Origin of the sequence: Bacillus paramycoides (assembly GCF_001884235.1) — a bacterium.
In the GTDB taxonomy this organism is placed as follows: domain Bacteria; phylum Bacillota; class Bacilli; order Bacillales; family Bacillaceae_G; genus Bacillus_A; species Bacillus_A paramycoides.
Genome location: NZ_MAOI01000013.1, coordinates 1 through 23,154 on the forward strand (window position 1 = coordinate 1; position 23,154 = coordinate 23,154).

The 23,154-nt window shown below is 35.1% G+C and carries 31 protein-coding genes and 1 pseudogene; 18 read left to right on the forward strand and 14 right to left on the reverse strand.

The genetic code is table 11. From position 1 onward, the window contains the following. Positions 1–363: 363 nt before the first annotated feature. Positions 364–519 carry a hypothetical protein gene (locus BAU28_RS01350; RefSeq protein WP_000184933.1) on the reverse strand — a complete coding sequence of 52 codons (156 nt, stop codon included), beginning with the start codon at positions 517–519 and terminating at the stop codon, positions 364–366. A 211-nt stretch (positions 520–730) separates the two neighbouring features. After that, on the reverse strand, positions 731–1,150 hold the full coding sequence (locus BAU28_RS01355; RefSeq protein WP_071717490.1) for a MarR family winged helix-turn-helix transcriptional regulator: 420 nt from the start codon (positions 1,148–1,150) through the stop codon (positions 731–733). A gap of 162 nt (positions 1,151–1,312) precedes the next feature. Here BAU28_RS01355 and BAU28_RS01360 point away from each other — a divergent pair, with 162 nt between their 5' ends. Continuing rightward, complete coding sequence (locus BAU28_RS01360) at positions 1,313–1,744, forward strand: regulatory YrvL family protein (protein WP_071717491.1); 432 nt, start codon at positions 1,313–1,315, stop codon at positions 1,742–1,744. 33 nt (positions 1,745–1,777) lie between these two features. After that, positions 1,778–2,365 (forward strand): thioredoxin family protein, encoded by a 588-nt coding sequence (locus BAU28_RS01365; RefSeq protein ID WP_116500262.1) that lies wholly within the window; start codon positions 1,778–1,780, stop codon positions 2,363–2,365. Positions 2,366–2,394: 29 nt separating this feature from the next. Here BAU28_RS01365 and uppP read toward each other — a convergent pair whose 3' ends face one another. After that, positions 2,395–3,186 carry a bacitracin resistance undecaprenyl-diphosphatase gene (uppP, locus tag BAU28_RS01370; protein WP_071717492.1) on the reverse strand — a complete coding sequence of 264 codons (792 nt, stop codon included), beginning with the start codon at positions 3,184–3,186 and terminating at the stop codon, positions 2,395–2,397. 182 nt (positions 3,187–3,368) lie between these two features. Between uppP and BAU28_RS01375 the strand changes: the two genes are divergently transcribed. The 3 genes from BAU28_RS01375 (at position 3,369) to BAU28_RS30280 (ending at position 5,145) form a co-directional block, all read left to right on the forward strand. Continuing rightward, positions 3,369–4,727: an MATE family efflux transporter gene (locus BAU28_RS01375; protein ID WP_071717509.1), complete on the forward strand. Its 1,359-nt coding sequence runs from the start codon at positions 3,369–3,371 to the stop codon at positions 4,725–4,727. Positions 4,728–4,803: 76 nt separating this feature from the next. After that, positions 4,804–4,977 (forward strand): hypothetical protein, encoded by a 174-nt coding sequence (locus tag BAU28_RS01380; protein WP_000343684.1) that lies wholly within the window; start codon positions 4,804–4,806, stop codon positions 4,975–4,977. Between the two features lie 18 nt (positions 4,978–4,995). Continuing rightward, positions 4,996–5,145 carry a hypothetical protein gene (locus BAU28_RS30280; RefSeq protein ID WP_002171039.1) on the forward strand — a complete coding sequence of 50 codons (150 nt, stop codon included), beginning with the start codon at positions 4,996–4,998 and terminating at the stop codon, positions 5,143–5,145. Between the two features lie 26 nt (positions 5,146–5,171). On the opposite strand, the gene BAU28_RS01390 is transcribed toward BAU28_RS30280, so the two are convergent. Beyond that, a complete protein-coding gene (locus tag BAU28_RS01390; protein ID WP_071717493.1) occupies positions 5,172–5,681 on the reverse strand; it encodes a biotin transporter BioY in 510 nt (169 codons plus the stop codon). A gap of 99 nt (positions 5,682–5,780) precedes the next feature. Between BAU28_RS01390 and BAU28_RS01395 the strand changes: the two genes are divergently transcribed. Then, entirely contained in the window at positions 5,781–6,689 is a 909-nt protein-coding gene (locus BAU28_RS01395; protein ID WP_071717494.1) for an aminoglycoside phosphotransferase family protein, read from the forward strand. On the opposite strand, the gene BAU28_RS30285 is transcribed toward BAU28_RS01395, so the two are convergent. The 5 genes from BAU28_RS30285 to BAU28_RS01420 all read right to left on the reverse strand — a co-directional run bounded on the left by BAU28_RS30285 (position 6,686) and on the right by BAU28_RS01420 (position 9,753). Further along, complete coding sequence (locus BAU28_RS30285) at positions 6,686–6,847, reverse strand: hypothetical protein (protein WP_002171036.1); 162 nt, start codon at positions 6,845–6,847, stop codon at positions 6,686–6,688. The two genes, BAU28_RS01395 and BAU28_RS30285, sit on opposite strands and share 4 nt — an antisense overlap. 97 nt (positions 6,848–6,944) lie before the next feature. After that, the gene (locus tag BAU28_RS01405; protein ID WP_071717495.1) at positions 6,945–7,718 is read right to left on the reverse strand and encodes a hypothetical protein; all 774 of its coding nucleotides are present in this window, start codon (positions 7,716–7,718) and stop codon (positions 6,945–6,947) included. Between the two features lie 24 nt (positions 7,719–7,742). Continuing rightward, positions 7,743–8,189 (reverse strand): flavodoxin, encoded by a 447-nt coding sequence (locus BAU28_RS01410; RefSeq protein ID WP_048370582.1) that lies wholly within the window; start codon positions 8,187–8,189, stop codon positions 7,743–7,745. Continuing rightward, positions 8,182–8,352 (reverse strand): hypothetical protein, encoded by a 171-nt coding sequence (locus BAU28_RS30290; RefSeq protein WP_165615142.1) that lies wholly within the window; start codon positions 8,350–8,352, stop codon positions 8,182–8,184. The genes BAU28_RS01410 and BAU28_RS30290 overlap by 8 nt, the downstream gene beginning before the upstream one ends. 222 nt (positions 8,353–8,574) lie before the next feature. Beyond that, positions 8,575–9,753, reverse strand: a complete 1,179-nt coding sequence (locus BAU28_RS01420) for an amidohydrolase (RefSeq protein WP_071717496.1) — start codon at positions 9,751–9,753, stop codon at positions 8,575–8,577. A gap of 338 nt (positions 9,754–10,091) precedes the next feature. On the opposite strand from BAU28_RS01420, the gene BAU28_RS01430 reads away from it, so the two are divergent. From BAU28_RS01430 to dltD, 5 genes are all read left to right on the forward strand, one after another. Beyond that, the gene (locus tag BAU28_RS01430; protein ID WP_000440293.1) at positions 10,092–10,238 is read left to right on the forward strand and encodes a teichoic acid D-Ala incorporation-associated protein DltX; all 147 of its coding nucleotides are present in this window, start codon (positions 10,092–10,094) and stop codon (positions 10,236–10,238) included. A 12-nt stretch (positions 10,239–10,250) separates the two neighbouring features. Further along, positions 10,251–11,765 carry a D-alanine--poly(phosphoribitol) ligase subunit DltA gene (gene dltA / locus BAU28_RS01435; protein WP_071717498.1) on the forward strand — a complete coding sequence of 505 codons (1,515 nt, stop codon included), beginning with the start codon at positions 10,251–10,253 and terminating at the stop codon, positions 11,763–11,765. Continuing rightward, positions 11,762–12,937: a D-alanyl-lipoteichoic acid biosynthesis protein DltB gene (dltB, locus tag BAU28_RS01440; RefSeq protein ID WP_071717499.1), complete on the forward strand. Its 1,176-nt coding sequence runs from the start codon at positions 11,762–11,764 to the stop codon at positions 12,935–12,937. The genes dltA and dltB overlap by 4 nt, the downstream gene beginning before the upstream one ends. A gap of 68 nt (positions 12,938–13,005) precedes the next feature. Next, positions 13,006–13,245 carry a D-alanine--poly(phosphoribitol) ligase subunit DltC gene (gene dltC, locus BAU28_RS01445; protein WP_000807310.1) on the forward strand — a complete coding sequence of 80 codons (240 nt, stop codon included), beginning with the start codon at positions 13,006–13,008 and terminating at the stop codon, positions 13,243–13,245. Continuing rightward, positions 13,242–14,417, forward strand: a complete 1,176-nt coding sequence (gene dltD / locus BAU28_RS01450; RefSeq protein ID WP_071717500.1) for a D-alanyl-lipoteichoic acid biosynthesis protein DltD — start codon at positions 13,242–13,244, stop codon at positions 14,415–14,417. The genes dltC and dltD overlap by 4 nt, the downstream gene beginning before the upstream one ends. A gap of 17 nt (positions 14,418–14,434) precedes the next feature. On the opposite strand, the gene BAU28_RS01455 is transcribed toward dltD, so the two are convergent. Then, entirely contained in the window at positions 14,435–15,532 is a 1,098-nt protein-coding gene (locus tag BAU28_RS01455; protein ID WP_244158051.1) for an NAD(P)H-dependent flavin oxidoreductase, read from the reverse strand. Positions 15,533–15,641: 109 nt separating this feature from the next. Here BAU28_RS01455 and BAU28_RS01460 point away from each other — a divergent pair, with 109 nt between their 5' ends. Then, the gene (locus BAU28_RS01460; RefSeq protein WP_071717502.1) at positions 15,642–16,559 is read left to right on the forward strand and encodes a S66 peptidase family protein; all 918 of its coding nucleotides are present in this window, start codon (positions 15,642–15,644) and stop codon (positions 16,557–16,559) included. A 27-nt stretch (positions 16,560–16,586) separates the two neighbouring features. Here the strand turns inward: BAU28_RS01460 and BAU28_RS01465 are convergent, their stop codons facing one another. Together BAU28_RS01465 and BAU28_RS01470 are read right to left on the reverse strand one after the other, a co-directional pair. Then, on the reverse strand, positions 16,587–16,985 hold the full coding sequence (locus BAU28_RS01465) for an SseB family protein (protein WP_071717503.1): 399 nt from the start codon (positions 16,983–16,985) through the stop codon (positions 16,587–16,589). A gap of 79 nt (positions 16,986–17,064) precedes the next feature. Beyond that, positions 17,065–17,628 carry a cysteine hydrolase family protein gene (locus BAU28_RS01470; protein WP_071717504.1) on the reverse strand — a complete coding sequence of 188 codons (564 nt, stop codon included), beginning with the start codon at positions 17,626–17,628 and terminating at the stop codon, positions 17,065–17,067. A gap of 311 nt (positions 17,629–17,939) precedes the next feature. Here BAU28_RS01470 and BAU28_RS01475 point away from each other — a divergent pair, with 311 nt between their 5' ends. From BAU28_RS01475 to BAU28_RS01490, 4 genes and pseudogenes are all read left to right on the forward strand, one after another. Further along, the gene (locus tag BAU28_RS01475) at positions 17,940–18,200 is read left to right on the forward strand and encodes a hypothetical protein (protein ID WP_002171023.1); all 261 of its coding nucleotides are present in this window, start codon (positions 17,940–17,942) and stop codon (positions 18,198–18,200) included. Positions 18,201–18,382: 182 nt separating this feature from the next. Then, positions 18,383–18,753 (forward strand): annotated as a pseudogene (locus BAU28_RS01480) (DDE-type integrase/transposase/recombinase); the annotation flags it as partial. 128 nt (positions 18,754–18,881) lie between these two features. Continuing rightward, complete coding sequence (locus tag BAU28_RS01485; RefSeq protein WP_071717505.1) at positions 18,882–19,091, forward strand: glycine zipper domain-containing protein; 210 nt, start codon at positions 18,882–18,884, stop codon at positions 19,089–19,091. Between the two features lie 434 nt (positions 19,092–19,525). Further along, complete coding sequence (locus BAU28_RS01490) at positions 19,526–19,735, forward strand: hypothetical protein (protein ID WP_002171022.1); 210 nt, start codon at positions 19,526–19,528, stop codon at positions 19,733–19,735. A gap of 168 nt (positions 19,736–19,903) precedes the next feature. On the opposite strand, the gene BAU28_RS01495 is transcribed toward BAU28_RS01490, so the two are convergent. Both BAU28_RS01495 and BAU28_RS31255 read right to left on the reverse strand, forming a co-directional pair. After that, positions 19,904–21,025: a PepSY-associated TM helix domain-containing protein gene (locus BAU28_RS01495; RefSeq protein WP_071717506.1), complete on the reverse strand. Its 1,122-nt coding sequence runs from the start codon at positions 21,023–21,025 to the stop codon at positions 19,904–19,906. Between the two features lie 220 nt (positions 21,026–21,245). After that, entirely contained in the window at positions 21,246–21,377 is a 132-nt protein-coding gene (locus BAU28_RS31255; protein WP_255300111.1) for a hypothetical protein, read from the reverse strand. A gap of 217 nt (positions 21,378–21,594) precedes the next feature. On the opposite strand from BAU28_RS31255, the gene BAU28_RS01500 reads away from it, so the two are divergent. Further along, positions 21,595–21,882, forward strand: coding sequence for a hypothetical protein (locus tag BAU28_RS01500; protein ID WP_071717507.1), 288 nt, complete (start codon positions 21,595–21,597; stop codon positions 21,880–21,882). A 92-nt stretch (positions 21,883–21,974) separates the two neighbouring features. Next, positions 21,975–22,961, forward strand: a complete 987-nt coding sequence (locus BAU28_RS01505) for an LLM class flavin-dependent oxidoreductase (RefSeq protein ID WP_071717508.1) — start codon at positions 21,975–21,977, stop codon at positions 22,959–22,961. Positions 22,962–23,154: the final 193 nt, after the last annotated feature.

The following is a 23,154-nucleotide window of genomic DNA, read 5'->3' on the forward strand; positions in this document are numbered from 1 at the left end:
AGGCCATCCGATATGTGATGGTCTTATTTTTTTGTTCTCTCTATCTTCTTACTTGAAAATCCTATTCTCTTTCACTCTATGTTCACATTCAGGTCACATCTATCTTTTATAGTATATGTATCGAAGCTGTTCCTCCCTAATTTATAAGACATTCCCCAGTGTCTTGAATAGCTTCCATCCCTAATTAAATTGACATAAATTGTCCCCTTCCTTTGACCATCCGATATGTGATGGTCTTATTTTTTTGTCCAAATACAAAATACTATTCACACCGCTTTATCAAACATTTTGAGCCAGTCATAACCATTTGGTTCAGTACTTCTAGCTCTATAGCCTCCTAAATCAAAAAAGGAGTGACTAATGTCACTCCTTTTTTGATTTACTTCCTTTTTTAGAACGATATTCTTTTCCTTTGTTATCATTACCAGTTTCAAATTCAGTACTAAACTCCTGTTGAAATTGCCCTGATTTCGGTGAACCTTGATTACCGCTTCCTTTACTACCATTACGATTCGTCATATTTTCCCCTCCTTCCTTTATTAGTAGTATGGCGCTCTATCTTTTTTCATACACATTTTATTTTGTATCCCGATTGGTGTGGCTAGTAATCAGCAAGGATGGCCACTACTAACTAAAGTTTCATTTTATAATCTATTATGAAAAAGAGGACCTTCCACATTTAAGGAAGGTCCTCTTTTTCATAGGTAAGCGTTTTCTCATTTGTAATTACTTAAATAAGTTTTTTGGAAATAGAAATCATTACATTCATTTCTTCTTCTGAAAGTGCGGAAAATCTTTCCTGTAAATATTTCTTTTTCTCACTTTCCATTTTTGAAACTAAATCTTTTCCTTGTTCTGTAATCTCTAAATATACAACACGGCGATCTGATGTAGAACGTGAACGGGTTACAAAGCCTTTATTAATTAGTTTTTCTGTGACAGCTGTAATATGGCTATTCGATACATTTAACTCATTAGCTACACGTGATACCATTTCTTTATTCGTGCGGTTCAATATTCTAAGGACAATGAACTCATTCCACGGTATGTAACCACCAAATATTCTTCCAATATCATTACGCAACGTGCGGAACATAGAAAAAACATTTGTCGATAGTTCTTCCATTAATTGCTCTCGATTTTGAGACAATTTTGACAGCCCCTTTTATTTAATTTAGTTAAATAAAAACCTTATTAATAATTCTACATGAAATCTTACTTTTTGTCATCTTATTTTCCCATAATTCGCAGTTTTTTAGAATATATTTCATGATACAATGAAATTGATTTTCCAGAAAAAGGAGTGGTTTTAATGGAGGAAGAGGAAAAGTTCTCTAATTTCAGCCTAAAAGATAAAACAATTATCATTAGTATTATTGCTCTTTTTCTCATTATATTTTTTGCATTTATATTTTTTGTATATGTAGGAATCTTTCAAATTACAGGTATAGAATACTCATCACGAACTGCTTTACTACTCTTTTTTTTATTTATCCTTCTCTTAGATGGCATTACATACTTTATCTTAATCTTCTTTAAAGTACTGTTATATCCAATGACGACAAATATGCCAAATTGGCTCTCACTTTCTCTTTTCTCAATCATCGAAATTACGCTAGATTGGTTCGTCATTCATACTGCCGATGATTGGATAGAAAGCGTACAAATGTCCAACATAGCTGAATTATGTGTCGTACTATTCTTATTCATCTTAAATAAATTATTAAGCGATAAGACAGAGTAAGAATACAAGCTTTTCTATATAAAAATTGGTACAATGAAAGCAAATCATACTAAAGAGGTGTTAATTATGAATTTACAACAATGGGCTGATAAAGGCATGTCCTTTGATACATATGTAAATGAAATGAAAGTAAACCAATATGAACTATTACACATCTACAATAACTTTTTAATTCCAAATGAATTACTTCCCGTTCTAGAAGAACGTCAAAATGATGACTGGCGTGTTATCGTATTAACAGCTGACTGGTGTGGCGATGCTCTTTTATGTGTACCCGTTATGAAACGAATTTCTGAGGTTGCAAATATTGATATGAGACTATTAATTCGCGATGAAAATTTAGAATTAATGGATCAATACTTAACAAACGGGACTGCACGTGCAATTCCAATCTTTATTTTCATTGATAAAGACGGAAATGAACAAGCTGTTTGGGGACCACGCGCTCCAAAAGTACAAGAATTAGTAACTTCTATGCGTGCTACATTGCCAGAAAAAGAAGATCCAACATTCGAGGAAAAACAAAAAGAAATGTATACTAATTTCCGCGCTACATTAGCTGATGATACTTCGCTTTGGGAGCACGTAATGGAAAGCATGATTGAAAAAGTAGTAAAATAAAAAACCTGCCGAGTCCGGCAGGTTTTTTATTACATAAGGAAGAAATAGAATACCGCTGCTAAAATGAAACGATAATAAGCAAACGGTGTTAGTTTTACACGTGCTAACAATTTTAAGAATGAAACAATTGCAAGCATCGCAACAACGAATGCTGTAATAAATCCAGTTGCAAATAACGGTATATCTGCTGCACTTAATACATCCCAGCTTTTAATTAAATCTAAAGCACTTGCAGCTACCATCATCGGCACGGCTAAAATAAACGTATATTCCGCTGCCGCTGTATGCGAAACGCGAGCTAATAAACCACCACTTATTGTCGATCCAGAACGAGAAAATCCTGGCCAAAGTGCTAAACATTGGAACATCCCGATTGTAAATGCTTGCTTATATGTGATTTCATCTAACGTTCTTGCTGTACTTGGTTTTGAAAACTTCTCAGCAACAATCATTAAAATACCACCAGCTACTAAGCTAATAACAACCGGCCCTGGACCGAATAGAACTTTTTTAATTGCACTATGGAATAATACACCAAGAATTCCGGCAGGAATCATCCCGATAATAATATGTAATAAATTTAACGATGGCCCATCTGTTACTTTCCCTATTCCAACTAATGACCACAAACGTTTCCAAAATATAACAACAACTGCTAAAATCGATCCCAACTGGATAACAACTTCGAAAACTTTCGCTCTCTCATCTTCAAATCCAAGTAAATGACCTGTTAAAATCATATGTCCTGTTGATGAAACTGGTAAAAACTCTGTTAAACCTTCAACAGCACCCATGATTAATCCAATTAACCAATCAGCCACGAGTAGTGCCTCCTTAATAACGAATATGTAATTTTTTCACACCTTATCATAATACCTTATCCCTTTTCAAAGTGCATCCTTTTTTTATCGATTGCATATGTTGCATGCGCGTATTTCTTTTCTATTTTTTGATTAAATTGTATGATAGTAAGAGTTTGTTTTTTATGCTGAAAGGGGATTTTATGAAAGAAACTACTTCATTCTCACAAAAGTTAAAGCAATTTGTACTACTATTTTTCCCGATTTTCGTAACGCAAATGTCATTATTTGCGATGAGCTTTTTTGATACGACAATGTCAGGACATGCAAGTCCTATTGATTTAGCGGGTGTTGCTATCGGAACAAGTATATGGATTCCAGTTAGTACAGGATTAACAGGAATTTTAATGGCTACTACTCCTATTGTTGCACAGCTCGTTGGATCAAAGAAAAAAGAGGACGTTCCCCACGTTGTCATACAAGCAGTATATTTAGCAATTTGTGCTAGTTTCGTTGTCATCCTTATCGGTTTCTTCGCTGTTTCACCTATTTTAAACGGCATGCGTTTAGAAGAACCTGTAGAACGTATTGCAGCACAATTTTTAAGTATTATCGCAATTGGAATTATCCCTTTATTTACTTACACAGTCTTACGTGGATTTATTGATGCATTAGGAAAAACTCGAACAACGATGATTATTACATTACTATCATTACCAATTAACGTAGTATTAAATTATGTATTAATTTTTGGCCACTTTGGCTTTCCAAAACTCGGTGGTGTTGGTGCAGCAATCGCTTCTGCGGCAACCTATTGGTGCATTTTAATTATTACCGTCATTATTATTCGTACGAAAGAGCCTTTCGCATCTTTCAATATTTTTAAGCAGTTATATCGCCCTTCTCTTTCGAGTTGGAAGGAATTCTTAAAACTCGGCGTCCCTATCGGATTTGCTATCTTTTTTGAAACGAGTATTTTTGCTGCTGTAACACTTATGATGAGTAATTTTAGTACGACAACAATAGCAGCACATCAAGCAGCTATGAACTTTGCTTCCTTGTTATATATGACCCCTTTAAGTTTAGCAATGGCAATGACGATAGCCGTTGGATTTGAAGTTGGAGCAAAACGATACAATAATGCGAAACAATATGGATTTATCGGCATTGGGTTAGCCCTTGCTTTCGCTCTTTTATATTCAATTCTCCTCTATTTCTTTGATGATGAAATTGCTTCTATTTATACGACAGATGCAAATGTTCACCATTTAGCAAAAGAATTTCTTATATTCGCGATTTTATTTCAAATTTCAGATGCAATTGCAACTCCAGTACAAGGAGCGTTGCGTGGTTATAAAGACGTAAATGTTACCTTAATTATGACATTGATCGCTTATTGGGTAATAGGCCTACCTCTTGGCTACCTATTAGCAACTTATACTGACTGGGCCGCAAAAGGTTATTGGATCGGTCTTATTATCGGTCTAGCATTTGGCGCAAGTTTCCTTCTTATCCGCCTTTTTCAAGTACAAAGAAAATATACAACGCAAAACAGCCGCTAATGTTATAGCGGCTGTTTTCCTCATGCATATTTTTTCTTGTAACGTGTAACATAATGAAAAAGAAAGGTGGATACATATGGACGAAAAACAAAAGAAACAATCATTCGATGAAGAATTCGCCCCTGAAATTTCACCTGGATACAGGCAAGATGTACATAAGCCACCTAAATATAAAAACACCTCTTTTTTAATGGGCATTACAATTTTCGCAGCCGTATTACTCGTACTCATCATTTTCGTTTATTTTTAATGGAAGGTGGTCTATTATATGAAGAAACAAGAGTCCAATCGTTCAAAAAGAACTGTTAAAACACAAAAAGGATATGCAGGAGATTCTGTTAATACCCTTAAACAAGTCGAACAAGGAAACTTATACATTGCTCAAAAAGAAATTGGTCAACAAAATGAAAATCTTTAGAATCCCTCTTCTTCTTGAGGGATTATTTATTGTACATACTGTTTTTGTTCTAACACCCTGAATAAATTATTAACCTTTACAATTTTCATGTCATAATGTAATTTCATTTCGTTTCTTTTACTATTTTCAGTACCAGCAACATATGCCTCAGCATGATAGCAAAAACTTTCATCCGTCACTTCATGTATCTCCTCGTTTGTAAATTTATACTCTAAATCCCGAAAACGATTTGGATAATAATTTCTCATTAATTGTTCATACCCTTTATTTACAAATAGCTCTTCGCTTTTTGTCTTCACATCTTTTTTATTATCAAACTCAAACACTGATAGTTGTGCTGTGACAAAGTGTTCTCCTACCTTTTTCATTTCTTTATGCGTTAAAGTTTCTATACTCTTGTTCTTTATTGCCTGATTTAACTCGTACTGATCTATCGATTTAAAGGCAGCAAAAACTGTCTCTTTATATGACCAAAACAAACCAAAAGCGATACATATAGAAATGATTAATATTCTTTTCTTCGTAATACACCCCACCCTCCTTCATAATGATAGTTACATTTTAACATATAGAAAGAAAATTCTGATATTTTAAAGTGGAATACCCTAACTTTAACTTAGAAACGAGGAACGACTATGGACTCTTACAAACAATATATAAAAGAAGCTCTGCCCGATCTTTCTATACATTCATATACGCAAAATGAAGAAGGTTGGGATAATATAGCGGTTATTATAAATGACGAGCTACTATTTCGTTTCCCGCGAAAACTTGAATACGTAAAGCGAATTCCGTTAGAAAAAGAACTGTGCACAATTCTTACTCATTCATTACAAGAAATCGAAGTCCCTAATTATCACCTATTGTATAAGAATAATTGTGATACTGTTCCATTTTGTAGCTATTACCCTCTCATTCATGGTAAGCCGTTAACAGCTGAAATAGTTGCAAAACTAGAGAAAAAAGAACTTGAAGCAATTATTACACAACTCGCTACTTTCCTTGCGGCTTTACATAACATTCCTTTAAAACGTATTGAGACGTTAGGATTCCATATTGAAAAAACTATTACCTACTGGAAAAACCTACAAACGAAATTAAATCAACATCTTACTAATAGCCTTACATCTTTACAGAAAATGGCCTTAAATAGTTTATTTGAAAAATTTTTTGAATGTATAACTAAATCAACTTTTCAAAATACAATCATTCATGCTGACTTTACACATCACCACATTTTATTTAACACACAGAACAAAACAATTTCAGGGGTTATTGATTTTGGTGATGCTCAAATTGGCGATCCTGCTTTTGATTTTGCTGGACTATATTATGATTTCGGTCATGAGTTTACGATATCTGTATATGAACAATACAGTGCACTTGTTTCTCACCACGACCCATTACTCATTCACCGCATCACTACCTTTTATCAATACAGCCCTTTACTGCATAATCTTGTTTATAACATTGAGACAAATAACGAAATAGAATTTAACAAGAGTAAAGAACAATTGAAAGCGATATTACAGGGACGAGATTAAATTCTCTCCCTATATTCTCTCTCCTCATACATCATTAACTTTTTATCCATTTCAACAATAACTTCGTACAATTGAAACGCCTGTAAAATTTGCAGTTGAATTCCAAAAGGAGCATTTTGTTCTTTTAACCATTGAAATACCGTCGCTTCATCTTTCATTGCTTATTCCTCCTCTTATAAAATCTGCTACAAATTTACCGTAAATGATGAAAAGCTTTTCATGTCAATAACAAAAAAAGATGCAAAATTGCATCCTTTAATGTACGATATTTTTCTTCTGCACTGCTTCCTCTTTTACCGCTTCCACTTGACATTCACTACGAAAAGCACAACTCATGCACTCAGAACGAAAATGACGCTCTGTGTAGTGCTCAGGTTGTTGCAGCATTTCTTTCATTCTATATAAATCATCCATTCCAGTTATAATATCTTCCTGTTTCGGAATGTACTCATACTTATTACCTTCTATTAAATTGATAACTTCAATTTTCCCAGGAATAACACCAAAGGCTTTATAACTGAAAACAGTCATTAGCTTCTGACAAAGAGCTAGCATTTCCTCATTTGCATCAACAACATACTTTTTAATTACAAATGATTCTGTACTCCACTCACCAACTTCAAACGTCAACGAAATATGAACACCTAACTCTTCCATATATGTTTGAAACTTCTCATATAAAAATAACGGTGGTACCTGACTCTCATCTCTTTCAACAAACTGTAATAAGTGATCCGTTAGCTTCGCTAAGACAATATAGTACTCCGCCTTAGAAGCAAACATATTAACCCTTACTTTTTTCCAATACTTTTCTAATAGTAGTAAAAGAAAAATTTTCGTTTGTTGACCCGCAGGTACTGTGTAATATTCATTAATAATTTGATTCACAATCATTTGTGCTATTTGTTGCCATTCAAATGAAGATGGTTCTCTTCTTTTTATATGACGGAAATAAAATTTATGTGGACAACGCATAAAATCGTATAAATGATAATCTGTCATCGTTTTGATTGAGATTTTCTCATGCAATTGCTCTACATCTCCCTTCCGCCATTAAGAAAGATGTTTTACAAATTCAGCTCCAAACTGTAAACATTTTTCTACATCTTCGTCTTCTGGCGTTAATTCTACTTTTAGCCCCTCTAACACAATCACTGCCCCGCGTTCTTGTAGCTTTTCTATTAAAATATCAACTGCTGCCCCATATTTCGGATAAGCAGAATCACAAGAACCGAATACTGCCGCTTTTTTACCAGTTAAATTAATTGATTCCATTTCATCATAAAATTCTAAGAAATCATCAGGAAGGTCACCGTCTCCCCAAGTATAAGCGCCTAAAATAATACCGTCATATTGTTCTAAGATAGAAGCTTCTGGTGTATCCATAATATCAATTACTTCAATCTCATTTTCCGTTTCACGAATTGCACCCGCAATATGATCGGCCATTTCCTCTGTATTTCCACTCATACTTGCATAAATCATTACTAACTTACTCAACTGAATCTCTCCCTTTACTATGTATCGCTTTTTCTGTTTTATTTGTGCTATTCTCCTCTACATATTCAGAACGAATTACATTTCGTTGCCATTCAATATGCTTATCTACATTTTTACCTTTATCTTTTAATCCCCTTCGTAGAAGGCGAAATGTTTTTCTCATTAATATTCCTCATTCATCCAATTGATAATAATAATCAATTCCAACTATGCATTTAGATTAATTGAAATTGATTATCAAAGTCAATAACTATTTTTAAAAAATAGTTAAAATGTACAAGCTTGATCGTGAGCTATTCATATACTATAAATGAGTATAGTTCTTTCTCAACCCTCTCTGACGGAAGAAATAAAAGCAACTGCGATAGAGCGCAGTTGCCTTTTTTTATTCTTTATACGTTTCTAGTAACCTTATAGTCGTCTCTAGAAATAATTCAACCCCATAAATTAGGACTGATTCATCCACATCAAATTTCGGATGGTGATGTGGATAACAAGTATCGATATTTTTATTTCCTGTCCCTATTTTAATGAAACAACCAGGTGCTTTTCTTAAATACGCTGAAAAATCTTCTCCTCCCATAGAAGGTTCAAGCTTCACAACACTGTAATTTCCAAACAGTTTTATCGCGCTTTCTTCTACTATTTTCGTAATATATTCATTATTAATAACTGGATCATATCCGTAGCGATACGTATATGTATACCCCCCTCCGTGTGCTTCTGTAATTCCTTTCACGATTTGCTCAATTTTCTCTTCTGCTTCCTCTCTTAATGTTTGATTAAAAGATCGAACCGTTCCCATTAAAGTTGCTGCACTTGGAATGATGTTATCCGCTATTCCTCCATGAAATTGAGTAACTGAAACTACCCTTTGCATAAAGGCACTTGTATTTCTTGATACAATATGTTGCAAATTTGTAATGATTTGCGCTCCGATAGCAATTGGATCTATCGTTTCCTCTGGTCGTGCCGCATGACCACCCCTTCCTAAAATTTCAATTGTAAACACATCTGGCGCTGCCATCATTGGACCATATACAATTCCTATCTTCCCGCTTTCTAATCCAGACATAACATGCAAACCTATTACATAATCGACGCCGTCCATAACGCCGACCTCCACCAATTCTTGTCCGCCACCAGGATACACTTCCTCTGCATGCTGAAAAAACAGACGAATTTCTCCTGCAAAATCTTCCTTCATATTTGCTATCGTCTCTGCTGTACTTAATAAAATGGCTGCATGTGCATCGTGTCCACATGCATGCATTACACCTTTATTAACCGATGTATAAGACTTACTTGTTTCCTCGTGAATTGGTAAGGCATCTATATCGGCTCGAATAGCAACTACTTTTCCTTTTTTCACGCCCCTTTTAATTGCTAGTACACTATAATTAGTGGGGCTTGTTACTTCAAAATAAGAAAATGAACATAATGTATCATATATAAATTGCGAAGTTTCTTTTTCATGAAACGACAGTTCCGGATGTTTATGAAAATGCCGTCTCCATTTAATAATATTTTCTTCTGAAATAAGACTTTTCCACTCTCTCTTCATAATAATTCCCCCTCCCTTTAAAAAGCCCTATAACTTGAAACTTTACTCAGTATCCATTGATTATTCACCCACGCCAATTCAGAAATGGAATAACATAAATTGTATTTTCACGTATTCACACAAACCACTTTCTTTTCACATGATAAATCCATTACAAATTCATGCTGAATGTAATATAATTGCTAAGTTAGGGATTTTCTTTTTTAGTATTTAGTGCTAATATCAAAAAAGAGCCTTTTGTCTTATTTTTACCTAAAATGTGGAATTTTGTTTTTTTCACAATAATGTAGGACATGATACCTACAAAGAGCTATTATTTCATTAAGAGAGGGAAAGACATGGAAAGATTAAAAGAGATATGGTCTCGACCACTCACACAATGGGTTGCAAAGACGGTTTATTACCTTGCAATTTTATTTGCATTACTTTGGTTGTATGGATTCCATGATACAAACACAAGTACGTTTATTTACAATGAATTTTAGGGTGGGAACGTTATGAAGTTATTAGAACAAATTGAAAAGTGGGCTGCAGAAACGCCTGATCAAACCGCTTTTGTTTGGCGAGATGCGAAAATTACGTACAAACAATTAAAGGAAGATTCTGATGCGTTAGCACATTGGATTTCTTCTGAGTATCCAGATGATCATTCACCAATTATGGTTTATGGCCATATGCAACCTGAAATGATCATTAACTTTTTAGGATGTGTGAAAGCTGGGCATGCATACATTCCTGTAGATTTATCTATCCCAGCTGATCGTGTACAACGTATTGCTGAAAGTTCTGGTGCGAAATTACTGTTATCAGGGGTAGAAGTAACTGTAGCTGATTTACCCGTTCGCATCGTATCTGAAGACAACTTAAAAGATATTTTCTTTACTCATAAAGGGAACACTCCAAATCCTGAACATGCGGTAAAAGATGATGAGAACTTCTACATTATTTACACATCAGGTAGCACAGGTAATCCGAAAGGGGTTCAGATTACTTATAATTGTCTTGTTAGCTTTACGAAGTGGGCTGTTGAAGATTTCAACTTACAAACAGGACAAGTATTCTTAAATCAAGCACCTTTCTCATTCGATTTATCTGTAATGGATATTTACCCGTCGTTAGTAACAGGTGGTACACTATGGGCAATCGATAAAGATATGATTGCACGTCCAAAAGACTTGTTTGCTTCTTTAGAGCAATCGGATATACAAGTATGGACTTCTACACCATCTTTCGCAGAAATGTGTTTAATGGAAGCATCTTTCTCTGAGAGTATGCTACCAAACATGAAAACATTCTTATTCTGCGGTGAAGTGTTACCAAATGAAGTGGCTAGAAAATTAATTGAGCGTTTCCCGAAAGCAGCAATTATGAATACGTACGGTCCTACAGAAGCTACTGTTGCTGTAACAGGCATTCACGTTACAGAAGAAGTTGTAAATAAATACAAATCTCTTCCAGTTGGTTACTGTAAATCAGACTGTCGCCTTCTTATTATGAAAGAAGATGGCACGATTGCACCAGATGGTGAAAAAGGTGAAATCGTAATCGTCGGACCGAGTGTAAGCGTTGGTTATTTAGGAAGCCCTGAATTAACAGAAAAAGTATTTACCATGTTTGACGGTGAGCGTGCCTACAAAACAGGTGATGCTGGCTATGTAGAAAATGGTCTTCTATTCTATAATGGTCGTCTTGATTTCCAAATTAAGCTTCATGGTTATCGAATGGAATTAGAAGAAATCGAACATCATCTTCGTGCGTGTTCTTACGTAGAAGGAGCAGTTGTTGTTCCAATTAAAAAAGGTGAAAAATACGATTACTTATTAGCGGTTGTTGTTCCTGGAGAGCATTCGTTTGAAAAAGAATTTAAATTAACATCTGCAATCAAAAAAGAACTCAATGAGCGATTACCAAATTACATGATTCCACGTAAATTCATGTATCAATCTTCTATTCCAATGACACCAAATGGAAAGGTAGATCGTAAAAAATTATTGAGTGAGGTTACAGCATGACCGCGTATGGATCATTTTATTTTTTCGCTATAGTGGGCATTTTATTAATACCTACTATCATAGCTGGATTAAAAGGTAAAATATTGCGTAAATATAATGCCGTTTTAACATTAGTAATGCTTGCTATTATCTTCTCTGATAAACCGAAGCAAGCAATGATGTTAGCCGCATTTATTATTTGGCAATATGCCCTTATTAAAGGCTATTTAATTTTAAGAAAACAAAATAATAGTACATTCACGTTTTGTATAGCTGTTATTTTATCGATTTTGCCTCTTATTTTGGCGAAAATCGCACCGTTTGCAACGTTTTTACCTGAGTTAAAGCTTGTTGTTTTTCTAGGTATATCTTACGTAACATTTAGAGCAGTTCAAATGGTATTTGAAGTTCGTGATGGTTTAATTAAAGAACTTTCTTTCTTTAACTTTTGGGAATTCGTTTTATTCTTCCCTGCGATTTCAACAGGACCTATCGATCGTTATCGAAGATTCCAAAAAGATATTCAAAAGCCGCCTAGTGCAGAAGAATATCAAAATTTACTATATACAGGGCTAAATCGTATTTTCCAAGGTTTCTTGTATAAATTTATTATTGCTTATTTACTAAATCAGCATGTTGTCGATACGGCAATGGCCAAACAAGATACATTTCTTTCAAACATGATTTACATGTATGGTTATAGTTTATACTTATTCTTTGACTTTGCTGGCTATAGCGCATTCGTAATCGGTGTAAGTTATATGATGGGGATTAAAACTCCAGAAAACTTTAATATGCCTTTCATTAGTCGTAACATTAAAGACTTCTGGAACCGCTGGCACATGAGTTTATCATTCTGGTTCCGCGACTTTATTTACATGCGTTTCGTCTTTTTCGCAACGAAGAAGAAGTTAATTAAAAACCGATACACAATTTCGTATATCGGTGCATTTTTAAACTTTTTCGTTATGGGAATTTGGCACATCCAAGGAAGTGCCATTGCGCAATATATTATTTACGGTCTTTACCATGCCGCTCTGTTCATCTTATTCGATATTTTCGAACGAAAAAACAAGAAGCTTAAGTTTTGGCCAAAGAATAAATTTACGCATGTCCTTGCGATTGTAATTACGTTCCACTTTGTATGTTTCGGTTTCCTAATCTTCTCTGGACACCTTAACAGATACTTTTAATGCACCCTTCTTATACTATTAAGAAGTTGCACATATAATATATTTCGGATATAAAGGAGATTTTAAAAATGGCAGAATTCAAAGAGCAAGTATTAGATATTTTAGAAGAAGTATGTGAAAACGATATTGTGAAAGAAAACTTAGATGTTCAATTATTTGAAGAAGGTATTCTTGATTCTTTCGCTGTAGTATCTTTATTAGTTGAATTCCAAGAGCGTTTAGATATTGAAGTTTCTATTTCTGATTTTGACCGTGATGAGTGGGCTACACCAAATATGGTTATTAAGAAGTTGGAAGAAATCCGATGAACAAAGCAAAATTTGGTCCGATGCTTTTAGCATTGGCCCTTTTTGCTGTATTCTTACTTATTCCAACGCGCTTCCTACTTCCACTTGTAAGTGATGAGAAAGTAGAACAAGCTGCGACTTCTTTAAAAGAAGAAAAAATTCAAAGTATGATTTTACAGCAAAAGATGTTAGCAGATCCAAAATATCTTCCGATGTACGGTTCATCGGAATTCGCACGTATGGATGCTTTCCATCCATCAAATTATTTCAAAGTAAAGCCTGAAGGATTCACACCATTCCTGCTTGGACGAGGCGGAACACAAGACCTTGTACATGTATTAAACTTTGCATCTACAATGGATCAATTGAAAGATAAGAAAATGATATTCGTTCTTTCTCCGCAATGGTTTGTACCACAAGGTATTGATGAAACACACTTTGCACCTAACTTTTCAAAACAACAAGGTTATCACTTCATTTTCAACGATGATTTAAAACCTGAAATGAAAAAGCAAATTGCAGAGCGTTTATTAAACTTTGAGATCGTTAAGAAAGAAACTTTATTAAAAATTTCGCTTGAAGGTATCGCTTATGATGATACGAAGCATAAAGTAAAAGCAGCTGCTGCTAAACCTTTCGCTTATATTTATCGTAACATTTTAGATCGTAAAGATTTATTTACAGCGATGTTTGATATTAAGCCGCATACAGAAACGCTTGATCCATCATTGAAACAAATGAACTGGGAAGAAGCTCGTAAGCATGCTGATCAAACAGGTGCAGTAGAATCAAAATCTAACGAGTATGGTATCGAAGATGATTACTTCAATAGCAAAATTAAGAAGAAATTAAAACAACGTGAAGGTTACTTGAAAAATGATGCTTATGACCAATCACCAGAGTATGAAGACTTACAAATTGTACTTGATTTATTAAAACAATCTGGTGCAAAACCACTCTTCATTTCTGTTCCTGTAAAAGGTCCTTGGTACGATTACGCTGGATTCCCGAAAGAACGACGTGAATTGTACTATAAGAAAGTTCATGAGCAAATTGAGAAAGCTGGTTATCCAATTGCCGACTTCTCAAACCATGAGTATGATAAATACTTCTTAAAAGATCATATGCACTTAGGTTGGAAAGGCTGGGTTTACATCGACGAAGCTATCCAGCAATTTTATAAAGCAAACTAATGAAAAGACCGCTTGAATTACTCAAGTGGTCTTTTTCTATATACATTTTGTAATTGTTCAATTACGTTCTTCGCTTCTTTCATGACTCGCTCCACTACATGCCGAGCTGATTCTATTCGCGCCAACGATGATGCTTGTCCAGTCCAAAGAGACATATATTCTCCCTTATTTTGCTTCGCTGCTTCTTGACGTATTTTTGAAGTTAATACGTTTTGCACTGGATACATAGGTAAGTTTCCTTCTTTCCCTTCGTGCTTTTCGATAAATGAATTACGAATCCCTCTTGCATATTTTCCAGAGAATGCTCTCGTTACCGTCGTGCTCGTATCTGTACTTTGTAATACCGCCTCTTTATATGCATCATGTGTAGTACTTTCTTCACTCGTCAAAAAAGCTGATCCCATTTGAACAGCTTCTGCCCCTAATGCAAATGCCGCAACAATGCCTTGTCCGTTCATCACGCCACCAGCTGCTACAATTGGGATATTTGGTATTGCTGCTACTAATTGCGGAATTAACGCAAACGTGCCAATCATTGCATCTTGTTCTTTACCGATAAACGTTCCTCTATGCCCACCAGCTTCACTGCCTTGTCCGACAATAATATCTACTTCTAATTCTGCGAGTGCTTTCGCCTCTGCAACATGAGTAGCTGTTCCGAGGACCTTTATTCCTTCCCTTTTTAGAGCCTCTATTTCTTCTTTTTCTAACATTTGAAATGCAAAACTAACGACTGGTACTTTTTCTTCTAATAATACTTGTAATTGCGCTTTATAGCTTTTCGGCAGCTTTAGCGCCTGCCCTTCCTCTATACCCAATTCTTTATTCACCGCCGTAAGTAATGCTTTCGCCTCTTTTATCTTTTCTTCTTCTATCTTCAACTCTTTTGTTAAAAGTAAATTAACACCAAATGGTTTATCCGTTAACTCCCTTATCTTATAAATAGCTTCACGAATTTGTTCTGGGCTCATATAGCCAGCTCCAAGCGTACCTAATCCTCCGCTATTACTTACAGCTGCAACGAGTTCTGGCGTCGTAATGGCACCGGCCATCCCCGCTTGAATGATAGGATACTTCACTTGTAATATCTCTGTAACTCGGCTTGTAAACATCATTTTCCCTCCTACTCTCCTTATACCTTCTTTATATCACATGAATTCCCCTTCTTTTCCAAGGATTGAACCATCACTACGCGAATATATTGAAAGAGAAGGAGGGAAGACAATGATTTATCCAAATGCATTAAAACAAGGTGACACTGTAATGATTATCGCCCCATCAGGACCACCAACAATCGAAAATATTTTAAAAGGAGTGCAAGTATTAAAGGAACTAGGGTTATCTGTCCTAATTGGTAAGAGCGTATACGAGAAGTATGGCTATTTAGCTGGAAGTGATCAAATTCGTCTTGATGATATACATGAGGCATTTTCACGTCCTGACGTAAAGGGAATTTTTTGTGCACGAGGTGGTTATGGAAGCGCTCGTCTCCTCCCCCATATTCAATACGAACTTATTCGAATGAATCCGAAAGTCTTTTGGGGATATAGTGATATTACTGCTTTACATATTGCTTTTTCACGTCGCGCGGGGCTTGTAACTTTTCATGGGCCGATGATTGAAGAACTAGGAAAAGGTGTCGACTCCCTTTCTCTTTCTTCTTTTCATCAACTGTTTTCTCCGTATTCATCTATTTTATCTGCCTCAGAATGCATTGTAGCATCTGATTGTATAGTGACAGGTCCATTAGTTGGAGGGAATTTAACAGTTCTAACTAGTACAATTGGATCACCTTATGAAATAAACATAGACAATAACATTTTATTAATCGAAGATATTGGAGAAGAGCCATACCGAATCGATCGTATGCTAAATCAGTTGCGTTTATCAGGAAAGTTCAATGCATGCACTGGTGTTATTTTTACTAGCTGTCATGATTGTATGCCCTCAAAGCCTTCTCAATCCCTTCAATCAATCTTGTATGAATATTTCGCACCGTATAACATTCCTGCACTATTCGGTTTACCAATTGGACATATAAACCCAAATATCGGCATCCCTCTTGGTGTTCCGGCGACAATTAATACAAACAATAATACCGTTTCTATTTCTTCAGGCATAGCAATACCTTGCACAAATTAAAAAGGAAAAGCTATTTAGCTTTTCCTTTTACTTATAATAATTAAAAATCCGTCCAGATGATATATCCGCAATCTCTTCTGGAATAAATGTTTTAGTAATATCCGTACCGACATTTAATACTGCTGTTGCATCTTTATCGATGCTTTCAAATAATTCTTGACCACGGATCGTAATAAGGGGAGTTCCCTCTGGCAACACATCTTTTACAAACTCCAATTGTGTAAAGAACGGAACGATCCATCTGTCTTCTCCTTGGAAATGACGTAAACGAAGTGTTCCTTCCGTCGCCGCATCTTCTGCCTCTACTGATCCAGCAACATAAAATTGAGTTATTAAGAGCAATTCATAAAATTCCTTTTGCTTTTGTTTATCGTTTTCTGCTAAAACAAGTACCGTTTCTATTTTCTTCACTGGAATTTGCTCCATATGCTGCCACCCCTATTTTCAAAATAATTATACTTAGATTATACGAAATATTCTTATTTTTTTCTACATAATTCTGCAATTATTTTATCGAAATAGTTTTTAACACTTCTTTCGTCGTAACGATGGTAGCAAATTCATCATGCAAGTTCACAAGCGTCATATTATGAATATCTTCTGCACTATATTCTTTACCATCTGATCCTTTACGGTTAAAAGTAGCCGTCGCATCACTCACTAAATATGTTAAAAAACCTAAATTACCTGCCATCCGTGTTGTCGTCTCTACACAATGATTTGTCGTTAATCCGACAATCACTACAGATTTGCAGCCTTTCTCTCGTAATTGCTCTTCTAAATTTGTCCCAATGAGCGCACTATTAACAGACTTTTGTATAATGATTTCACCTAGTATTGGCCTCACTTCTTCTTTAAAATGGACTGTTTCTGCATGAGGGTAAAACATTGACTCCATATTTTCTTTATTCACATGCTGAATATGAATAACCGGTAATCCTCTTCTTCTCCATTCTTCTAACAAACTTCTCATATTATCTTCCGCAAAAAGGTTATTTCTCACACCCCAGCACGGTAAGTTAAAAGCATATTGTACATCGATAATTTCCGTAGTCTTTTTGGAATAAATTAGTTAAAAACAAAAGTAATCATCGTTGGAGCTGCTTGCTTCTGCTAAAAAAGCTATCAGAAAAGACACTCTTATATGAGTGTCTTTTCCTTATGCGTTATAACGCCCACCTATTTCCGTAGGTAGACTAAATGGTGTGGTACCAACAATTCGCAAATTCTGTACGCTAAGCAAATTCCGACATAAAATAAGCGGTTAAAAAGAATATTGTTCAACTAAATGGCATTGTAGAAGGAATTAAATAGTAATTGTATCAAGATTTGAATATTATACATTGGAAATAACAACTAACTTTCGGGAGGTGAACCCATATGAATAAATATAGTGTTTTTTCACTTGCTACTTTAGTAATCTTCATTGTTTTGTTTTATACAATGTTGAGTGGTGTGTCGTTAGGAACATTAGGTAAACCATTTATTATTTCCATGTTTCTGTTTCCATTATTAGGAACTTTCTTGGGACTAAAAGCAAAAAAAGGTTTAATAAAATGGCTACTAATAATACTTAACATTATTGCAATTTGTATAATCGGGTATATTTCATTACTTGCTTACGGTATTGCTGAAAGCTAATTAAAATAAAAGTGAATAAGCCGTGGTTAACAAAAGAATATGATAAAAAGAAAAATAGGACAAAATTCAACTTCCGCGATCGATAATTATGTAAATGAGCTGTCCATATGGGCAGCTCATTACATTTTTTGCTTAGCGTGTTTTTTTCCAAAATGCTGGCGGTACCCCATACCCATCAACTTAAGAAACGGAATACACAATCTGCGTATGCTTTTATGAAACGACTCGTTCAAACTTTTGGAGAACCAACGGTTCTGACAACAGATAAGGCCCTTTCTTTACTTTGTTCACTCAAAAAATTAAAGGTGAATGACTTTTATAAAAGTACTACTCATTCTACAATCAAACATTTCAATAATTACATAGAACAAGATCATCGCCATGTAAAGCGCCGGTTTGCTAAATCCTCAGGATTCTAACACTTCGCCATGCTTCACGTACAATAAAAGGAATCGAAACGTTTGATGCCCTATATAAACAAAGACGAAGTCTCCAATCAGACTTCGCCTTTTCGACGTATAACGAATTACAAAAATTATTAAAGGCTTCGTAAAATTCAACAACAATTCCTTCACCCTTTTATATGTTAAGAAACTTCGCATAAATCTGTCCTTATAGGTCAAAATATGTAAGGTATTGTGCTGGAATGCACTTGCCTATTCTAAATAAGGAGTGAGATGAGTGGCTGATAAAAACGAACGTAACCGTGTCGATAATGATGCTGGCGAAGCGGTAGGAACTGGTGTCGGTGCTGTCGCTGGAGCTGCTTTGGGTTCTGTTCTTGGTCCACTTGGTACCGTTGCAGGAGCTGTTGCAGGAGGAGCGATGGGTAACAAAGTCGGCGAAGGTACCGATGAGGCTAATGACAGTGTTGCGAACCAAGAAGATTAGACTTTAACCAAAGTGACACTGAATGAATTGGATTCCCAAAAAGGGAGTCCTTTTTTTATTAAGTTAATTCAGCTTTTTTAGGTAAATTCCCAGTAAGATTGTGAATCAATTCACTTAAAGTAACGGGTGCGTTAGTTCAACAAGCTATAAGCAGCAATCATAATCATTTTCTTGATCTTCCGCAATCGGGCGCTATTGCGGAATAAACCTTAGATTTTCAATCGACTTTATTGTTATATTTTTGAGTACAGTGAAGTATCTTATATCGGAAATTAAACAACTATATTTTAACCCCGTCCTAAATTTAGAACGGGGTTATGCTTGTTTTAGCTTTTAAAATTTAATAGCACCACCTAAATGGAAGTTTTATCTCGCAACGAAGAGGTAACTCCAGTTCTAAAAGAAGGGCCTGAAGTGTTTTGGAGTTTGTAGAGTTGATAGATGCTTTAAAATATGTTTCACCAAGTCGTGATAAACCTTTTAAAGCTTATAAGCATATTACTGAAAATTGGGATGATAACTGGGATAGTGTAAATTCACAGTGGAAAAATATAATTGGAGGATTATCAATTTCTAGTGTCCAAGGTGAAGCATTCAAGGAAGTTGCTAGTACCATAGAAGGTTTCTTTAAGGAACAGGAATGACTTAATAGTCATTCCTGTTTGTTTTTTTGCGGTATCAAGTTAAGAAGCACATTCTTCCCCAAAAATCATAAAAATGAACTTCGGTGCTATAAAAAAATTCCATTTAGGGGGTACTTTAAAATCTTAGCTTGATGGCAATGTGGCGGTACCCCTATATGAATTATATAATTACGCTGCAGATACTGAGGCTTTTTTTCCCTTTCTCTTTTTCTTTTTCTTATACCACCACATATACACACCAGTAAACATTAAAATAGATGGAGTAAGCCCACCAATCACATACAAGATCTTTGTAAATACTCCTCCAAATGTTCCTGTATGTAAAGGAAGACGCCATATTTGATATGTAAGTCCGCTATCTACTTTTGGGTCTAGCTTTGCTAATACTTTTCCACTATACTGGTCCATCCATACCTTTATATTCCCATTCCCCGGATCATATGAACGGCTCATCCGGATTTCCACAGCACCTTCTGCCTTTCCTTTTTTCGCTTTCTCCGGTATTCTTACTTGCATAATTTTCCCTTGTGGTACTGCTTTTTCCGCTTCACTCAACAAGTGATTAAGGGGAAGCTTCCCTCCCGAAAGCGTTTTCGAAATGAGTGTCTCTTTTGGTGGTGCCACACTAGCTTTCGCTCCAAACCATCCAAAAATTGTTTTATCATACACCAACAGACCACCTGTTAGCGAAACGATTAACAAAAACGGAACTGAAACACCTCCAATGACTCTATGTAGATCATATTGTTTTACATACGAATTCTTACTTCGGCGTATAACAAATCCGTGCATCCATTTTTTAATCCCAGGCCACCATAAATATAAACCTGATAAAATAATAAAAAAGAAAATAATTCCGATAATTCCAACTATTTCTTCCCCCTTGAAATCATTAAGAAGTAGATGATAATGAAGTTCCCCAACCTGATTAAAAAATGATTTTTCACCTAACTCTCCATTGATCCTACCATTTCCTGGATCGATGTAAACTTCTTGCTTCGCCTTTCCTTCTTTCAAATTAAACAAATAAACACCTTGAGCACTTGGTTCATCCGGGGTATATACCCGCTGAATCTCACCCTTTGGATGTACTGCCAATACAGTTTGAAGTGCTTTCTGATAAGTAACCTTTTCGCCTTCTGTTACTTTGTATAAATCAGGATGTAACAAACGATTTAATTCGTGTTGAAAAACAAGCAAGCTCCCTGTCAATCCAATCAGCACAATAAACATCCCAGCTATCATGCTAAGGTATAAATGAATCTTTCCAACAACCTTACGAACTTTCATACATATCCCCCTCAATTTAATGAAAAATCAAATTAATATTAAAGATAATAATTATCATTGTCAATGGAAAAATTAGACTATGTCCACTTGCTATTTTTATTCTGTTAATCACAAAAAACTTTATCCTTTCATCTAAGATCTAGTAAATACACTACGTACCCTTTCTACTATAGGTAGTAGAAATTTGTTGAATTAATCATACACATAAAGTAATTAATTCTTACGCTCGATATTTACTTGTACGTTGAACAAAACCAACTTCTTTAGCTAGTTGTTGAAGAGAAGAAGGAGATAAGTAGTTTTGAAGTTCTTGAGAGAAGAGATTCATTTCATCTGAGACAGAAAAACGCATAGAAAACGCCATACTTCCTGTATGTTTCTACAAAAAGAATAGCGTTTTTTCATTATGTGGCTACAAATTTATATTATCTTGATAGTGATGGGGCAAGAATCCATTATGTAAAATCGATAATATAATGACACAATTGACAAAACATACGATATTGTTATAATGATACATTATTATATAGGTAACAAAATAGTGTATCTAGTGAGAAGGATGTGGAATTATGAAACAACATAATGAACAAATAAGTGGAAAAGATCAAAAACTGAAAGTTGAACGTGTACAAACTGGAATTAGGATGGAAAAAAGAATGGTAAAAGTTTTGAAAGCGATGGCAGAGTATCATGATATTTCACTAGGCGTTCTTCTTGAAAGAATAGTTCTTCATTCTTTTGAAAACAAACCTGTGTTTAACGAGGAAAGTCTTGAAAAAGTTAAAGCTATAAAAGAAGTTTACGATATGAATTACGGTCTAGAAATAAGTCGTCGGTGGAATGATTCGGAAAGCTAGAATGATTATTTTCAAATACAGTACCATCCAGATTTTTTGTAAGCAATCCATGGAATAAAGAAACTAAATAAAATAATCAGGAGCGATATTAAATGAAATTCAGCACGTTCACAATATTTGACAATTACCCCAATCAATTATCCAGAACCCCTAAACAATTCTATAACGAGGTATTGGAGCAAACGGTTCGGGCCGAAGAAATGAATTTTGACGGGGTATGGTTTACAGAACATCATTTCTCTGATTTTGGAATTAACTCCTCTCCTGCTGTTCTGCTCGCTGCGATATCTCAAAGGACGAACAAAATTCGTCTTGGTGTGGGTGTTTCAGTACTTCCATTACACAATCCTATACGAGTTGCTGAAGATTATGCGATTGTTGATCTTTTATCAAACGGAAGATTAGATTTTGGATTAGGTAGTGGATATGATCAGAAGGAATTTGATGGGTATAATATTTCACTGAAGGACAAAACTGAGCGTTTTAACGAGTCTCTAGAGGTATTACGTAAGGCGTGGTCAGGTCAATCTTTTTCTCATCAAGGGAAGTTTTTTCAATACAAAGATCTTAAACTTAGTGTCCAACCAATTCAAGCTCCATTTCCTCCGCATTGGATTGCAACCTCTAGTGAAAAAGGTGTTAGTCATGTTGCTAATATGGGTAGCAATTTCATGGCGCTTGGGTTCAATAAATCAAGGGATGAATTAGCAAAACTGATTGATACTTACAAGGATACGTATCTAAAATCAGGATACGGTAATCCAGAAGAGTTGGAAATCCCTGTTGCATTTCATGTTCATGTTGGTGAAACATATGCAGATGCTGAATCCAATACAAAAGATCCATATCAACTATTTATGAATACTCCGCGTGGGACGAATATCTCATATGAAGACCTTAAACATAAATTCAATCCCGTAATAGGATGTCCTGATGAAGTTATTAAACAAATTCAGTCCTACAAGGAAATAGGTGTTACGAATTTTATGGCTATAATGAATTTTGGTGGATTAGAACATCATAAAGTGCTTTCATCCCTAGACTTATTTGGTAAGTATGTAATTCCTGCATGTAAGTGAAAAATTGATTGTTCCCTAATACAAAAAAATGCACTTAATTCTCATAAATAAATACAGAGAGAAAAAAATTCGTTTTTGGGATACTTCATGACCTTAGGTTGATGGGCATGTGGCGGTACCCCACATCCATCAACTTAAGGTATATTTTTATATAAAACGTGGTCTTTTCACGTAGTATTTTATTATCGTTTAT

Coding starts and splice junctions, on each gene's coding strand:
- BAU28_RS01455 (WP_244158051.1), bottom strand. CDS start 15,532: ATGATGTTTACAAGCCGAGTTACAGAGATATTACAAGTGAAGTATCCT.
- BAU28_RS30290 (WP_165615142.1), bottom strand. CDS start 8,352: ATGAGAAAAACATTTCGCCTTCTACGAAGGGGATTAAAAGATAAAGGT.
- BAU28_RS01365 (WP_116500262.1), top strand. CDS start 1,778: ATGAAAGCAAATCATACTAAAGAGGTGTTAATTATGAATTTACAACAA.
- BAU28_RS01475 (WP_002171023.1), top strand. CDS start 17,940: ATGAATAAATATAGTGTTTTTTCACTTGCTACTTTAGTAATCTTCATT.
- BAU28_RS01360 (WP_071717491.1), top strand. CDS start 1,313: ATGGAGGAAGAGGAAAAGTTCTCTAATTTCAGCCTAAAAGATAAAACA.
- dltD (WP_071717500.1), top strand. CDS start 13,242: ATGAACAAAGCAAAATTTGGTCCGATGCTTTTAGCATTGGCCCTTTTT.
- BAU28_RS01380 (WP_000343684.1), top strand. CDS start 4,804: ATGGACGAAAAACAAAAGAAACAATCATTCGATGAAGAATTCGCCCCT.
- BAU28_RS01430 (WP_000440293.1), top strand. CDS start 10,092: ATGGAAAGATTAAAAGAGATATGGTCTCGACCACTCACACAATGGGTT.
- BAU28_RS01500 (WP_071717507.1), top strand. CDS start 21,595: ATGAAACAACATAATGAACAAATAAGTGGAAAAGATCAAAAACTGAAA.
- BAU28_RS30280 (WP_002171039.1), top strand. CDS start 4,996: ATGAAGAAACAAGAGTCCAATCGTTCAAAAAGAACTGTTAAAACACAA.
- BAU28_RS30285 (WP_002171036.1), bottom strand. CDS start 6,847: ATGAAAGATGAAGCGACGGTATTTCAATGGTTAAAAGAACAAAATGCT.
- BAU28_RS01465 (WP_071717503.1), bottom strand. CDS start 16,985: ATGGAGCAAATTCCAGTGAAGAAAATAGAAACGGTACTTGTTTTAGCA.
- BAU28_RS01505 (WP_071717508.1), top strand. CDS start 21,975: ATGAAATTCAGCACGTTCACAATATTTGACAATTACCCCAATCAATTA.
- BAU28_RS01395 (WP_071717494.1), top strand. CDS start 5,781: ATGGACTCTTACAAACAATATATAAAAGAAGCTCTGCCCGATCTTTCT.
- dltB (WP_071717499.1), top strand. CDS start 11,762: ATGACCGCGTATGGATCATTTTATTTTTTCGCTATAGTGGGCATTTTA.
- dltA (WP_071717498.1), top strand. CDS start 10,251: ATGAAGTTATTAGAACAAATTGAAAAGTGGGCTGCAGAAACGCCTGAT.
- BAU28_RS31255 (WP_255300111.1), bottom strand. CDS start 21,377: ATGCGTTTTTCTGTCTCAGATGAAATGAATCTCTTCTCTCAAGAACTT.
- BAU28_RS01460 (WP_071717502.1), top strand. CDS start 15,642: ATGATTTATCCAAATGCATTAAAACAAGGTGACACTGTAATGATTATC.
- dltC (WP_000807310.1), top strand. CDS start 13,006: ATGGCAGAATTCAAAGAGCAAGTATTAGATATTTTAGAAGAAGTATGT.
- BAU28_RS01420 (WP_071717496.1), bottom strand. CDS start 9,753: ATGAAGAGAGAGTGGAAAAGTCTTATTTCAGAAGAAAATATTATTAAA.
- BAU28_RS01495 (WP_071717506.1), bottom strand. CDS start 21,025: ATGAAAGTTCGTAAGGTTGTTGGAAAGATTCATTTATACCTTAGCATG.
- BAU28_RS01350 (WP_000184933.1), bottom strand. CDS start 519: ATGACGAATCGTAATGGTAGTAAAGGAAGCGGTAATCAAGGTTCACCG.
- BAU28_RS01375 (WP_071717509.1), top strand. CDS start 3,369: ATGAAAGAAACTACTTCATTCTCACAAAAGTTAAAGCAATTTGTACTA.